The sequence below is a fragment of the Pseudomonas sp. 21LCFQ010 genome (genome assembly GCF_024129905.1).
Classification (GTDB): domain Bacteria; phylum Pseudomonadota; class Gammaproteobacteria; order Pseudomonadales; family Pseudomonadaceae; genus Aquipseudomonas.
In genome coordinates this window covers 13,222-27,866 of the sequence record NZ_JAMYDZ010000002.1, presented here as the reverse complement: position 1 = coordinate 27,866, position 14,645 = coordinate 13,222, and the positions used below count along the sequence as shown (strand labels likewise).

Genomic DNA, 14,645 nt, shown 5'->3' with positions numbered 1-14,645 from the left:
AACCTCTGAATGGTCGAAGATGACTAGATTGAAAGCACACCGATCGAACAGTCGTCAGCTGTTTTTGCGGAAAATGTACGCTCCAGATTGGCGCCTAGCACCGCTCGCATCTCGGATGGCGGGATGGTTCGATTCCAGTTCAAAACCTGTCCGACAGCAGTCGCAGGTGATCGGTCAGACCTGCGGTACAAACTCTCCGCCGTTCCGTCACTCATGACGACGAAACCCGCACCCATCGTGCATTCACCCTGGTAGACGCGCAGCCTATTTTCGGCGGTGGCGTCTGTTACGAAAAACGTGGTGTTCGCATATTCGCCATTCTCAGGATGGGACAGAACGACCAGTTGGCCGCCCTCTTCTTGGTGGACAATGCATCCATCCCCCAGATGCCCCGCCAGATACCGCCCCTTGGAATGGGCAACAAACAGTAGAGTACTTGCAAGGTCGGACAGCTGGCAGTCTAGCTGACGCACTTGGTGCTGCAGCGCTTCGAGGCAGTGCTGTAGCAATTGCCCAGAGACCTGCGAAGGATCGTCTCCGGCTAGCCGCCATAGTTCATCGAAGCGATCGGACAGGATTCGCGTCACTGCTTTAACTACAGTACGAGCCCCTTGTGCCGAATGCGTCTTCGAGCCGGCCCCATCAGCCAAGGCTACGCACGCAAAATCTCGCTGAACACGGGCCGCAACATAGTCCTGGCAAGGAGTCCCATCTTTCTCATGAGACCTCCCGATGATCTGCGCGCAGGATGCCCGATAGGAGTGGCTGCGTTGCGTAGCTTCTATCAATTTACACCTGCCCCCAAGCGGCGATGCCAGCTACATCCAGAGCAACAGCCTCACCCGGAGTCGACTGCGATACCCGCGAGACACTGCGGCTCAGCCACATGAAGAACTCTTTGAAATTGAGCCCCTTCAGACGCAGCGGAGGTCGGCCGGGAGATAGCGCTGAGAGCGTTTCCATGTTTGCAGCAGCTCCAATCGCAATTGGGAATACAGTCAGCTTTTTTTCCGTGGTAAGCGCGCGGATGCGATCGCTGGCTTCGCTGATATCGTCAGTGGGCTCGCCGTCTGTCATAACCACCATCCAAGGTTGGTAGTAATCAACACCTGCGCGCTGGTAATCAGCTTTGCGTACTTCCAGGAGATCCAGAGCAAGGTTCACCCCGTGCCCCATAGCCGTTACCCCTTCCGCCACCAGCGCAGGAACGTCCTGCCGCTCGATGGCCATGAAGTCGACCGTTTTCTTTGCCTCGGTGGCGAAAGTGACAATGCTGATCTCCGCAGCATACTGTGCAACGTCATCGGCGCGGATGGCCTCGTAGAACATTTGCACCCCTTCTTGGAGCTCCCGTATCGGCTCACCTGCCATTGAGCCACTCACATCGAGCACCAAACAGATAGGAACGCGGGCGGTTGGGTTGTCAACCAGGTCTTCCTGGCTGAGGATGTATTCTTCCTTCATGGTCGATGTCTCACTTACCGGATAAATTGGGTTAGTTAAAAAACAGTGCGTGCCAGAGCCGCCGTAGCAGCTGGCCGACACCCGACTGTTTGGGTTTTCGAGCAGGTTGAGGTGCTGGTCTTGGCTGAGGTCGAGGTGGCGCAATGGGTTGCGGCTGCACCTTGGGAGCAGTGGTCACTTGCGATTGCGGATTGACTCGGGGTGGCGGTGCTGAAGGCTGGACACTCGGGGCTTGTGCCTGGACTGTCGGCCGGCTGGGTGCCGCGCGAGAGGGACGCGCCGAAGCGACCTGAGGCAAAGGCTGAGGTGGAACCGCACGATTGACCTGAGGAACTCGAACAGGGCGTTCCTGGTGCTTTTTCTCGGCCTCCTGGGCCTCCTTAAGGCTTTGCTCTGCCATCTTCTTGAGCCTGTTCTGCTTATGGCAGTCTTGGCACCAGACCTTCATCCCCCGTTTGGCCTGAGCATCAGCATATTTTTTTGAGGCAACAATACTGGTTTTGCACTTACCGCAAACCACCTCAATCGGATCTCGAATGAAAAAGTAAGACTGCGGGAAAATCTCATTCCCCAAGTATTTTTTCTGGATAGAGAACTGATATCTAGTTAGCAAGGGCAACCACTGATCCACCGTGAGCCGCTCGTCCCGACTGAAGGTTCGATGGAAAGCGGCGCGCAAATCCTTTGAAAGGTGATTCCAGATAATCCCCCACGAGCCCTGTGGTGCGTTCTCGCCTGAAAAATTTTCTTTGTCGTCAAAATCGCGGTACGGAAATCGCTTGCCTTTGATATTTTCAGCCGGAGAGCCGCCACCCTGTTGGGAATACGGCGGTTTTCCGGGGAACAAAATCATGAATAGCATCGTAGCGACTGCGAAATCCTCGTGCTGAATCGTTCGTAGGAAGCTCTCGTAGCCTAAGCCTTGGATTTCGGGAGCAGTGAAATTGACTGTCCCGACTGGGCAGGGGAATACTTCAACTTGAAAACTATCAGTGTCTACCAACCACAGCTGGGTGCTGTCTTGGGTCACGAGTAGATTTTGCGGGTTGATATCGCCAACTATGATGTTGAGGCTATGGAGGTACTCCAGGTGCCGTAAGAAAGCGACACAGAGGTTGACCAAATCGATCCGTTGCCAGCTCGGAAAGGTTTTAAGCAAGACGGGCTTCACAAACATTGAAGCCTGCATCGTTTTGCCTTGCGCTAGCGGCATGAGATAGCCGACGAACTCTCCGTGCTGATTGAACACAAGCTCTGTCGGCCAACAGATGCCCGGGCGATCAATCTTGCGGCTGACCATGAGCTCAATCTTTTGTCGCTTGAGTGTCGTTACCTTGTTCGGGTGATAGATTTTACAAACCAGCCCTGGGGTGCTGGTCTTGTAGATCACCCCCTCGCCGCCCTCACTAAGCTTCTGGCCGAGACGTACCTGCTTACCCGCCGGGGTTGATACGGTACCACCCTCACTTGGGAAAGCCCTGACGGCCATCTGCACATCCGCGCTGGACAGAGGAGTCTTGTGTAAGCTGAATGGGATGAGCTTTACGGGTTCTACCGGGTCGGCTGCGCCCTTGCGGGGTACGCGCGTATTTTCTTCGAGCGGCCATTTGTAGGATATGACCTTGGCAGCCTTGGCCAAGCTCCTGGTGGTTTCATCGCAGGTTACGACGGTCATTCCATAATGAGCCGCGACCTCTATCAGCCGGTCAGCAGCCGAGTGACTACTGAATACCTGGCGCTTGAACAGAAACGCAGGTGCTCCGTCATATCGAAATTCGGCAAGATGATCGCCGAGTTTGAGTGCGTCGCCGGTAGGAAAACACTTGACCGCGTAGGCCTCGCTACCTTCGATCTGTCCGAGAATGCGCTCTGCATTGCGCGCATGCAATGTACGCTGGCCACGCAGCTGCAGCATGGAAGTCATGGCCTCCGCCAAGACTACAGGCCAATGCTGCTTCTCCCGAATACTTGTGATGATGTCTGGGTGCTCCAGGAGCACACCTATATCAATCAACACCTTCTGCTTTTTTCGTTCCGTCATGAGTAGCTGATACAGCAGTCCATTTTATCAGGCTGGCCACAAGCTTATGGCGAACCCCAAGGGCAGATATGGTCTAGATAAACTGAGTCATAGGCTTAGGTCTTCACGACCCAACCGTCCGTGACCCATATCGCATTCAACCTACCATGGTTCGCCTTGCAACGCAGATGTTGAAGTGGTTTTTCGGACGTAGGTCGCCGCTTTCAACCTTTTTTTGGATTGGCTGAGGCAGACTTGCTCCGTCAGCAATCAGGTCAGGCCATGACGTCTTAGACAGCAGGAAACGGCCGCCATAAAAGTCGGGGCCGTTCACGCTTCGCCCCCGCTCATAACCGCATTTAGACAACGCGCTACGCTCCAAGGACTCGCTTGCAATAGACCACAATCCGCTTGTCTTCAATCTTAGATTTACCGACGAAATCTCGCCGAGTCAACGATGCCACCAAGCGCTGATCTTCTAGGGAAGGCGGAAAATATGCACGGCCTTTCCCGCCTGCCACTACCAAATACTCATCACCTAGCAGGCTTAGAACGGGGGGCAAATCAGCCCACACGCAACCCAACTCCAACGCCTGGATGATCATTTCGATCCGATCCGCATGTGAGAGCGCCGCGTCCGCGATGACCTGCAAAATCACTGGGAGATATGCCTGATCAAATCGCACCCCAGCTGCGTTGGCTCTCCGACAGACACTTGCCAACTCAGTCGCTGAGCCAGCGTGAGTGTCGTATGCATCGAAAGGTATACCGGCCCATATGACAACTGCGTCATCGGCGGACGCAGTATTTGATCGGGTGAGATGGTAAGCGATCGATATCGGAAGCTCGGAGAGCTGGAGCTTTTCACGAGCCTCAGCCCACCGGCGACTGATGTATCGGCCTAGGAGATTGAACGCCCGTTCGAAGAACGCTTCCTGGATAGGCTTTGAATAAGGTACGAAATCGCTATCCGCAAACAGAGACCAGCGTGTGGGTGGCAAGCCGGCCATGACCACCACCGACACATCAAGAATCTGGCCATTGAAAAGCGTCTTCAGCGTCTCGTTATCTACAGATTCTACGCTGACAAGAAACGACTGGAGCCTCGGCGTTTGGTCATGCCCGCCAGACCACAGTGTCGAGGCCAACTCAGTTGCATGCAACGCGATGTACGCAAGGAACGCCCGCTCCATAGCCAAACCTTCACTTTCCGATCTCGCATTGCTCTCATCTAGACCGATCAGAATCTCTTCAAAAAATGTCCAAACCGCTTCCGCACGGGGCATTACTCGATCGCCATCCAACATGCTTACCCAGACTGGCACAGGGAATGCCCTCAAGTCCGGCACCCGGCAGTCAGTACGCTCGACAAGTTCCGTCATCAAGTGCTTATCTGGAGATACCTTTGCGACCAGTTCTGCAAGCGACTCTACGGTCTCTGGCAGAAGGCCCTCCTGCATCAGCAAAGTCTCTGCAAAATCAGCGGCTTCCTGATCAACCTTTTCAGCAAAGCCTGGCAATCCCAAACTTTTCAAGCGATCCATCGACACTGCACCTGGAGTGCTGGCCTCTTCACCAAATTTGGCCCAGAGCAGCTTTAGCATAGGTAGAGAGAAGCTGAGGCAGCCCCACTCCACCAATCTGCGAAGATCACCGGGCGCTACCCCCTCGTCCACCATCTCGAACTGTGCTGGTTGCTCACGCAGCCATGACCAAGCACCAGCCTTCTGGTCAAGGTGTGGCATTAATGGCGCGATGTTCGAGATCTCATTCACCGCCCGCAGGAAGAGGCCTTGGCGATCGTGGAGCGTTTCGGCCTGCTCGGCGGAAAGGTTATTCAGGATCGCCATCACAAGCGTCTGACGAGCGTCAGGCGCCTTGAACCGATCAGACTTAAGCAGCTGGAAAATGAGGTTAGGGTCGACTCCCCGAATAGCCCGTACAACGGCACCACAGCTCGGGGTCGGCAAGATGATCGTCATGGCCTCAGCAAATCGATCCATGTGCCCGTGAGCAGTTTTGAGCACCAAGGCCAGCTTCATCTCTGCCTGCTCAATCGCTCCATCGTCTGTGCTTTGGCGTGGGCCTGATGCCAAGTCAAACTGATCCTGCGCCAACGCACTAAGTAACCCCGCTACCAGCCCCCTGCCCCCATCCAACCCGTCCAAATCTAGCTTGCCGGCAACACGGTCTGGGTGACTCAATTGAGTTGCCACATCTACCGACTCACCGCTGTTCAACGCGAGGATCACATTCTTGTCGACCTGGGTGATCGATCCCTCGTAGAAATACCCGAGGTAATCGGCATAGTCCGTATCGAACAAGCCACGGCGCATGAAATAGCTGACAACGCCGTAGCCTTTCAGTCGTTCAGCAATATGATCACCGTAGGTAGTACGGGCGCCCTCTCGGAACGGGATGGTTTTCAGTCTGGCAATTTTCCTGAGCAGGTCTTGACGCTCTTCATCGACCTCCGCCAAGGCAGTCTGAAGTGTTGCGAGTCGAGCCTGGTAGTCACAGCCCGCCAATGCTTGGTCTACCGAAACGTGCTGCCCCGCCGATCGGTTGTAGCTTCCCTGCAATACTGGCACGACTCTCTGGCTAGTCAGAAAGGCTTCAAACTGTGAGTCCTCGACAAACTCAAGGAGCTCAACATCAGTGTTGTTGCGGAGTCGGATATGGTTTGCGGTGTTGAGGCCTCCCAGCTTGACGACCTCGTACCAGACCACTGCACGAAGGTGTGCCACGTGAGTGGCCACGTCCTGGTCTCTTTTTGCCTTCAACTGATCCAATTCGGCGATACGCTGATCTGCCGCAGCCGTCTGCTCAGAGGCCCATCCCGCATACCCCATCAGTACGTCATAAATCACACCTGAGCGCTTGAGCAGTGCCGTAAACGCCCCTGGATGGAGGTTCTTGATAACGACGATTGCGAAGAGCTTGTTCGGGTTCAGCTGAATGCCACCATTTGCCAGCAGGCTGGCGTACATGTCGAACTCATTGACGATGTTCTTGATGAGCCTCATGTCATCGATGTAGTAGCAGACGTTCTCAACCATGGAATGGGTCAGCCCAACTTCAAGGCTTCTTCCATTGATTTGACGCTGGGCCAGGAGCTCGAACATTTTCTCGCGAGAGTTTTCCGAGTTGATCACTGGGATGACAGGGATGATCAGGTCGAAAAATTTGGTCTTATCCGTCAACGTGAACAGCTCATCGCGGATCGCGTAGATGAAGTGCACGGGCCGCTTGATCTGCGGCGACTGCCGGATGATGAAGTTGATTTCCCGCAACCGGAAAAAGATGTCCTGCGTGTCGAAGCGATCAAGGTCTTCAATAACGACGACCTGGATTTCACTGCGCTCAAAGCAGTAGATGATCTCATCAATGTTTTTGTGAAGGACGGAACCGTGGTTGGTCGCCTCAAGCTTTCCGCCTTTCAGCGTGAGGCCGTCAATACTGAACAGCGACCAAAACCGCAGTGCCTGGAAAAGAGCATAGGCGCCGAGCACCATGGTGGTACCGATGGCTAGCCAATGAGGTATTAACCCCAAACCGGTAAGCAGCCAGCCAATATCGACGTCGGCCAGCTTTGCCAGCTTGGGAGTGAAGAAAGTCAGGACACTGACGAACAATGCCGAAATCCAGCATACCTGTAAGGCGATCTCCCGCATGGAGGACTGAGCGATCCGCTTAAGCCGCGTCTTTGGCAGCTTTTTAGACGGCACCGTGTACAGCAACTGTTGGACGATGGTCTCCTCGATCCGATTGATCAGATCTGTAGTGGGAGGCGTTGCTGCCTCGACAGTTGTGGCGCTGCTTGCATCTGCATTTTCACGATTGTCCGGATTACTGATCTCACTCGCAGGAGTCAACTCGCGCGCACCTGGAGGGCTCAACGCAGGCACTGGGTCGTTCTTGCTAAAGGTGGCTAGGGAGACAAGTGCGTGCGGGAACTCTGGATGTCGATCAAAAAAAGTTTTGAGAACACTGCTTTTACCGGCGCCATAACCTCCCGTGAGGGCGATGTTCAAGACGTCATCATTGTGGAGGGCCTTGAGCAATTCCTGCTCGTAACGCGTAAACCGCCCATCCTCTAGACCGACGGGTATCAGCGGCTCAAACGATCCATGGCCACGATCTGATTTCGCCAGTTTGAACGCTTTAAAAGCAGCTTTCGCTGCCTTAGATACGGCTGTCCAGTTACGCTTGAAACTTGAGAATGCTTGAGACATCGACCCTGACCCTGAATGCTGACCGTCCTTGCCGCTTGCGAAGCGAAGCACAGATGATACTGTTTTTGAACATAATGGCGGCTATATGCCATATATCCGCTTCGGGGGCTAGATGACCTACATGATCAAGTGGCTCTTCCGACGACCACATACCGCCCAGATGGTTTTTCAAATGCGTAGGGCCATCGATGACAACCAGCCATTGTAAATGCAAGCCAGAATTCTCAGTGAGTGGTGTTTGCCAGGCCTGTGAGGGCACCAAGATCAAAAATCCGAATCGAGAGAAAACGCTGAGCAGCAACCTCCGCCGTCGGATACCCACCTGGGACGAGTATCTCGCTTTCGGCGGTGCTCACTGCGGCAACCTTTACACCCAGGTAGGCAGTCATTGGCGCTGCCCTTCCTGTCACAGGACGCGGTATGAGTTACTTCGCTGGACAATGCTCTATCCGAACAAGCCAAGCAGACGAGAGGGATGGGCGGTTGGACTTCATACCCACCACGACCATCAGACGGATTCGTACGTAACGAACCCAGGGCCTGGCCAACCTCGTCGTCTCGCCAGCTTCGCACCGGAGATAATCTGCGAGCAATGCAACAGCGCCGATGGCACGGTAAAGAGGCGTCTGGGACTACCAGACTATTTCACGTTTTCCCCCGTAGAAATTGGTCAGTTTGTAGTTCCGACGCCTCACGGGAAGCACATCATTCGATACGATGTCGCCCAGATCCTCTTCGAGCGGGTTACGACCCGAGGGCCGCTATTCTTTGGCGGATAGGTGTCAGTACAAGCGCGCTCGGCCCAACCTCAGAATTGATCAGCCGAGGAAAGGACAAAATGCGCTTGGCCGATTAATCCGAAAACCGCTTCCCTGCCTACCGTTGCGATACCCGATTTTCCAAGTTTGAATGATCGAGTTTTTAAAGCGTGCGCCTTCGGCGACGGCTGTCGTGAACCAAGCCATCGGACTTGGCCGATGTCTTGGCCCTTCGGGCTTTCATCCTCACGCCTGCGCGCTCCGCTTGCCAATGGCGCTCACGCACTCAACTTACTTGAGCAATAGCGAGCGATTGATCAGGTACAGACTGCAGTTGCAGATCCACCTATGGAGGCTGGTGCAAAATAGCCAAAACGAACAGCAGGCCAATGAACGCTGAAGAGGCCAATGCGATCGACACCGTAGTGGCGCAGTCAGGCAATCTGCGCGATCAGCTCATTCTGAAATTGATGATGTCGGGACTTAGGGTAGGTGAGATTCGAGGGGCCATAATCAACGCCGCAGGTGAAATTGTCATCACATCGCTGAAAAGTCCTGACGGTGAATTCGTTATCAGCCCGAACAAATCTCGCACGGCGATACTCCAGGCGTATGTGCAGAAAAATGGTATCAAGCCTGGAGACTTTCTCTTCCCATCAAAGCCCGACGTAAAGTCGCCAGAGCCAGCTGCCAGCTTTGCGAAGCGCTTCAAAAAATGGGCATCACATGCTGAAGTAGATACCGGCCTTACGCCACACAGCATGCGCAAGCTCGTGATGTCTCGGTTAGTGAAATCACTTCAACCTGCTGATATTCAGCATGTTCAGAGGCTCATGGGCCACTCCAGCCCGAAGATGACGCAGTATTACGCCTCAAAAATCATCAGCGACCTCGACAATCAGTAGCTGAGCTAGCCAAGGAGAGCTGCAGGTGATTTCCTGCGGCCCTTCTCGTCAGCGAACCAGCATCCCGGCGTCAGCGCTGAGTACCTGCGCCCCTAAAAATGCATGTGTTGGGCAGCTGTTCTATACCTCGACACAAACCAATCTGCCCTTCCCAAGCGACCGAGTGATCTCATGCCCAAGCCAGTAGAGGATCTGACCCCAGACGGTGAACCCGTTAGCCCTGAGCTCGATTACCCAAGGCTTTGCGGCACCATGCTCCTCTATGCCGGGGTAAGTTGTCTTGATAAAAAGCCCGTTGAACCAGCGCCAGAGGGAACATTCAGAGTGCCCAATTTTCATCTAAACAGGTACCGCCTGTGGAATGCGAGCCATGTGCTCACCGGATCAACAGCCAGCTCGCTCGCCCCATACACAGGGATGTGTGAGGCGGTGCTTTTGGGCAACGCGTCTCACATTGGGAACAGGTCAATTGCTGAGATAGTTGTCGAAGCGCGACGTGGGTGATACGGCAATCGCGGCGGGAGCGTTGCAGACATATGCTCCTTGAGGTGCGCTTCAACGACCTCATAGACCGATAGGAAAAACAACTCCAACGCACCTATGGAAGCACCTTCATGATCCTCGAAGACGTACGACAGATACCCCATACCGTCTCGGTCAGTGATCACAGCGCCCTTGCTTAAGAGATAAGAGGAATCGAGACCGATAATTTCATCCGGCAAAAATTGGTACGTGTCGTGATCGAACTCTTTGTGAGGCCCCGGATGAGGGTAGGTTTGAAACCAGTTGCTGACTAAGCCCAGGCTAGGCGCGTTGAACATGAAAAGATACGTGCGCCATCGCCAGCTCTCAGACTCGAACGACTTGAAATACCGCATCACATCAATGAACCGGTATTTATTGATGGAGGTTTTTACCTCGATCACCGCAAGCACAGCCTCAACAGGGACAACCACCTGCTGACCAGCCCGGTAGAAAGGGGCATATCGGTGAGAGTCGTAAATGATGATGTCGCATTGCTTGGACAGCCACCCCTCGGAACTGATGATGAAGCCCTCCTCCACGCTCACCCCGCGTGGCAGATGATCCTTGAGAAAGTCGCGTAACACTGCTTCGGCGAGGGCGCCGGTCGTAGGGTTGTGCTTTCTGATGTAGACCTTGGCCTGCTCAATCTTGCTGTGAAGCTGCTGGGTCACATGATCAAAGTACTGGCTCACTTAAGCCACCTCCTGTAATTGCCTTCGACTCCTCTTCGCGCTCAATGCGCGAGCCCCGGAACCCCGGAATTCCAAAGTTCGATTAAGCTGCCGCATCCACCAACAGCTCTGCTAGGCTGGCTTCAACGATTTTTTCTTCAGGATGCCCCATGCTGAATAACATCAGATTTGACCTCTCTGACTACCTCATCCATTTCTTCAGGGACGTCGATCAATCGAGCTCCGAAGGCATCCTTTTTCCAGAACATGCTCGATTTAACAACATCGCCGAATCGGATGTCCTGGATTCATTGTTCCTTATGCGCTGTGCGCTGAGGCACCAAAAAATCTTTGCCACCTGGTCGTACCGAAACGGGCGCCCTACGATCTATGGCACTTCTCCGGCGATATGCTTCACCGATATGCCACTGGCGGCCTTCGTCCACTCAAGCAATGAGCGCCTGTCACGCGGGGAGAACGTAGGTCGCTATGCCTTCATGATTCCAAAGCCTGCGATGTTTGGCCTTGGTGCTCGGCCAGCCATCTATGGTTTGAGCCAGGATGTCCAGGAGCGCCGTAATACACTACCGTTCAGGATCATTGAGACCGATCAGCTCAGCCTCGAAGAGCAGTACCGCTATGTCGCCTACAGCCTCGGAAGTGGCCGAACCATCGACTGGACGCATGAACGTGAATGGCGGTGGCCCTACCGGGGCAACCAATCCCATTTTTCCTCTGAGGAAGACGACTTCCTCGTCGAGACCTTGGAGGAGATGCCTGGGTTAGATTTCGGCCGTACGGCTATTAGTGGAATGGGTGTACTGGTGCAGGATCATGAGGACGTTGCGAAAATCGTTCACGATATCCTGACGCTCGTAGACGCCGGGAGCATTCATAGGTCGATGTTCCATTTCGTGATCCCGCTCCACGCCATTGAGCCGCACGGCGACATCCAAGATCCGACTCGGGTATCAGACCTCATCAATCAACACTCGATCGACCTAGCGCCCTACTTCTCCATTCCACAGGCGCGCGCGGATGAGATTAACGCTAAGGTCGACGCCCTCATCGAAGCGGTTTTCGCATCAGGCGATCATCAATGGGCTGATCGAGACGACGGGTACGGAAAGTCCTGGGTATGGATTCCTGATAACGGCTCTGAGCTGGTGAGAGCTTTACTGGCCAAACACAGGATCATCGTTAGCACAGAAGGACGCTACCTTCTGGATATCGAGGGCTTCGACTCGTTTCCCGCAGGCTTCGAAGAGCACTTTTGCAAAAAAGTTGCGCAACGCCTGGAGATCGAGTTTGAGGTTAATGCTACCTATTTCACTGTGCGCCAGAGCAGAAGCTGTGACGGCATACCTTTCTATTCAGACTTTCACGATGACGGCCATCCGTTCTACAACTGCACCAAGCTGTGCGAATAGCCGTTGGCGTGCCAAGCATTCAGGCGTAGCGATCAAAGCCCTCTCCTCGACTGTGGCCACCAGGCTGTGGGGTTAACCAACCGCCTGGCGTTATCGCAGGTGCTTGCCTGTCTTCCGGTGCCAGTTGTTCGATAGTCCTACAGATAGCTCCCGAGTACGTACGTGCCTGCTCGCAAAGGTGTGTGATTAAAGAGCCGTGGCAGGCCCTTACTCGGTGACGTTACAGCGCGAGTAGCAGCCCTCTGGAATAGACATGCTCGGCGCGAATCGGTATCTTCCTTGAAATGTCGAGCTACCCTTATACCGGTTGATAATTTCTCACGCGGGTTTAGATGTATTGATTCAGAAATCGGCGTACCACCACGCCCCTGGACATACGACTTTACTGAGTAAAAAATGTCAACACCTCAACCATAAACCCACTCACAACTTACTGACCTCCGCTGAAACGTAAGGAAGCAGGAACTTCAAATGTCCGTTAGAAAAAAGAAGTCGGAAATTAAACGACTTATCACTGCCTTCGAACGGGAGGCCGATCAGTTCCACGATATTTCGTTTAGTATACTTTATATTGAAAATGAAGGCACGATAGACCCTCGGATATTTAATCCATCTAATCACGCCGTCATGCTATGGCAATATTACGGAAAAATCAACCTCAAAACTGGCACTGACAAGTTTATTGAGGACTTACAAACCAGCAATCTTGAGTGGGGTCTTAAAGGCGCAAAATTATCAGCCTATGCTGTTATCGAAGGGCAAGCTTGCACTTTATTTAACCGCATGGCCAAAAGAGCAGCAAGCCTTTTTAACGAAAGTGAATCAAGTGCGATAAAGTCTAGAATCCTTGACGAAATTCTTGAATCCGAAATAGATGGCACTAACCCGCCAGCCTCAGCAGTAAATTCAGACCAAATGGCAATCTGGCTAAATTTTCTACTTTATTATATTTCCAAGACCCACCCCGGTAACGAAAGAAGACTCAGAATTGAGCCAGACCCTTTCACCCTGTCATTGTTAGCACTGGAAGACCTCTTGGAAAATCCAAAGGTCGAAAAAGTGGACAAATCCCTGAGCAGGGTTGGTGAAATCAATTTCAAGGTCGCCCTATCGTTTCCGGGAGAACACCGAGGTTTTGTATCCAAAGTGGCAGATACCCTGAGGGAAGAACTTGGGAACGATCAAGTTTTTTATGACTATGACTATCAGTCTCAACTCGCCGCCCCCAATCTAGATGTACTTCTGCAGAGAATATACCTAGACAACTCCGATCTGATTGTCGTATTTCTTTCTAAAGAGTACTCGGAAAAAGAATGGTGCGGACTAGAATGGAGAGCAGTCAGAGAGATCATCAAATCTAAGGACTACGACAAAGTCATGCTCATCCGTTTTGATGATGAGAAAATAGATGGGATTTTTTCGACTGACGGCTATGTCGACGCAAGAAAACACTCTGAAAAGGCCATTGCTCGATTCATTCTTGAGCGCACTCAACTCTCGCCTATTGAACCTCATTGACTATCTAAACAGGGCATTGCTGCGACACTCAAAATTCAAATAGCAAAGGGGAGCGCCAAAGCACATACATTATATGTTGAAGCCTAGCTCCCCGCAAAGCTCTATCAGTGTTCCACAAGAATTTCATATGTGAAGACCACATGCTCGGGAACGAAATTTCGATCATTAACTACACGCTGAATTTCTTCAATGGTGATAACGCACATTATTCCGTATTCGTTCAATAGAACGACACTCTGCCCTATCAATGGCACGACAACATCGCCCGGAGTCATGAAGGCATCTACGGTGAGCGGATCATAGCTCTCAGCGACAATCAGCCCCATATCTTCGATGGGGCTATCTTTGTACACATGAATACTGTTGGGCGAGTGTCCACTGAAGCGTATTTTGAACTTAAACTTGCCTTGGCCAATCGTAAAATGAGAATGCTCACGATAGCGAAAGGTTACACGCCCCTTGAGAGCAGGATTTGCATACAGAGCCGGGTCACGTCGGGTAACTGCACGCTCAAGCCGTGCAGCACGGCGGCGAACCACCGACAACGGTACTGCGTGAGACTTGTCAGCTGGTAGCCCCTCAATCCATCTCCAGACTTCATCAATCTGCAGCGATCCAGGAAATTCGTTCTTTTCGGGGATAGCGGTAAAGTCAAAACCCTTGGGGTTATGATCAATTAGCCAATGAGGCAATAGGCAATCCGGGTTTCCTACGAACAGGACTGACAGCCACGAGCTCGGCTTGTCGGGAAAAGCTCCGCTCATCCACCGAGTTTCAATGCCTACTCCAGAGTCCGGGAGATTGTTAGCTCGGTAAACATAGTTTTCATCAACCACCAAAAGCACATGGGCGGCCTCAGTCACCGATCGCATGAAGCCACTCACGCTTGATCCGTAGTCGACTACCTCATCAATCTTCACGTTATAGCCAATCAGATGAAGCTGGCTTGCAAGCAGGCGAACCCATTGCCGATGGGGCCCCGAAGTCCAAGCGTAGGAGATGAATAGATCGGTACCCATGCAGTCGCTTCCCATTTGCCTAGATGAGCTTGAAGCTCAAAAGTGTTCCTGAACACATCCCGCTGCTCACGATCTCTCACCCATAAGTGAGCCTCGGGCA

9 protein-coding genes are annotated in these 14,645 nt (G+C 53.0%); 3 read left to right on the top strand and 6 right to left on the bottom strand.

Features of this window, described 5'->3' with window-relative positions:
- Positions 1 to 23: 23 nt before the first annotated feature.
- From NJC38_RS02910 to NJC38_RS02895, 4 genes are all read right to left on the bottom strand, one after another.
- Complete coding sequence (locus tag NJC38_RS02910) at positions 24 to 788, bottom strand: PP2C family serine/threonine-protein phosphatase (RefSeq protein WP_290447118.1); 765 nt, start codon at positions 786 to 788, stop codon at positions 24 to 26.
- Between the two features lies 1 nt (position 789).
- Entirely contained in the window at positions 790 to 1,464 is a 675-nt protein-coding gene (locus NJC38_RS02905) for a VWA domain-containing protein (RefSeq protein WP_253111420.1), read from the bottom strand.
- Positions 1,465 to 1,495: 31 nt separating this feature from the next.
- The gene (locus tag NJC38_RS02900; protein WP_253111418.1) at positions 1,496 to 3,505 is read right to left on the bottom strand and encodes a hypothetical protein; all 2,010 of its coding nucleotides are present in this window, start codon (positions 3,503 to 3,505) and stop codon (positions 1,496 to 1,498) included.
- Between the two features lie 350 nt (positions 3,506 to 3,855).
- Positions 3,856 to 7,719 (bottom strand): P-loop NTPase fold protein, encoded by a 3,864-nt coding sequence (locus tag NJC38_RS02895; RefSeq protein ID WP_253111416.1) that lies wholly within the window; start codon positions 7,717 to 7,719, stop codon positions 3,856 to 3,858.
- A 1,147-nt stretch (positions 7,720 to 8,866) separates the two neighbouring features.
- Here NJC38_RS02895 and NJC38_RS02890 point away from each other — a divergent pair.
- Positions 8,867 to 9,382, top strand: a complete 516-nt coding sequence (locus NJC38_RS02890; protein WP_253111414.1) for a tyrosine-type recombinase/integrase — start codon at positions 8,867 to 8,869, stop codon at positions 9,380 to 9,382.
- Positions 9,383 to 9,831: 449 nt separating this feature from the next.
- On the opposite strand, the gene NJC38_RS02885 is transcribed toward NJC38_RS02890, so the two are convergent.
- A complete protein-coding gene (locus tag NJC38_RS02885) occupies positions 9,832 to 10,599 on the bottom strand; it encodes a DUF6602 domain-containing protein (protein ID WP_253111412.1) in 768 nt (255 codons plus the stop codon).
- Between the two features lie 149 nt (positions 10,600 to 10,748).
- On the opposite strand from NJC38_RS02885, the gene NJC38_RS02880 reads away from it, so the two are divergent.
- Together NJC38_RS02880 and NJC38_RS02875 are read left to right on the top strand one after the other, a co-directional pair.
- Entirely contained in the window at positions 10,749 to 12,008 is a 1,260-nt protein-coding gene (locus NJC38_RS02880) for a DUF4427 domain-containing protein (protein WP_253111410.1), read from the top strand.
- A 471-nt stretch (positions 12,009 to 12,479) separates the two neighbouring features.
- Positions 12,480 to 13,526, top strand: a complete 1,047-nt coding sequence (locus NJC38_RS02875; RefSeq protein ID WP_253111408.1) for a TIR domain-containing protein — start codon at positions 12,480 to 12,482, stop codon at positions 13,524 to 13,526.
- 104 nt (positions 13,527 to 13,630) lie between these two features.
- Here NJC38_RS02875 and NJC38_RS02870 read toward each other — a convergent pair whose 3' ends face one another.
- A complete protein-coding gene (locus tag NJC38_RS02870; RefSeq protein ID WP_253111406.1) occupies positions 13,631 to 14,545 on the bottom strand; it encodes a toll/interleukin-1 receptor domain-containing protein in 915 nt (304 codons plus the stop codon).
- Positions 14,546 to 14,645 lie beyond the last annotated feature (100 nt).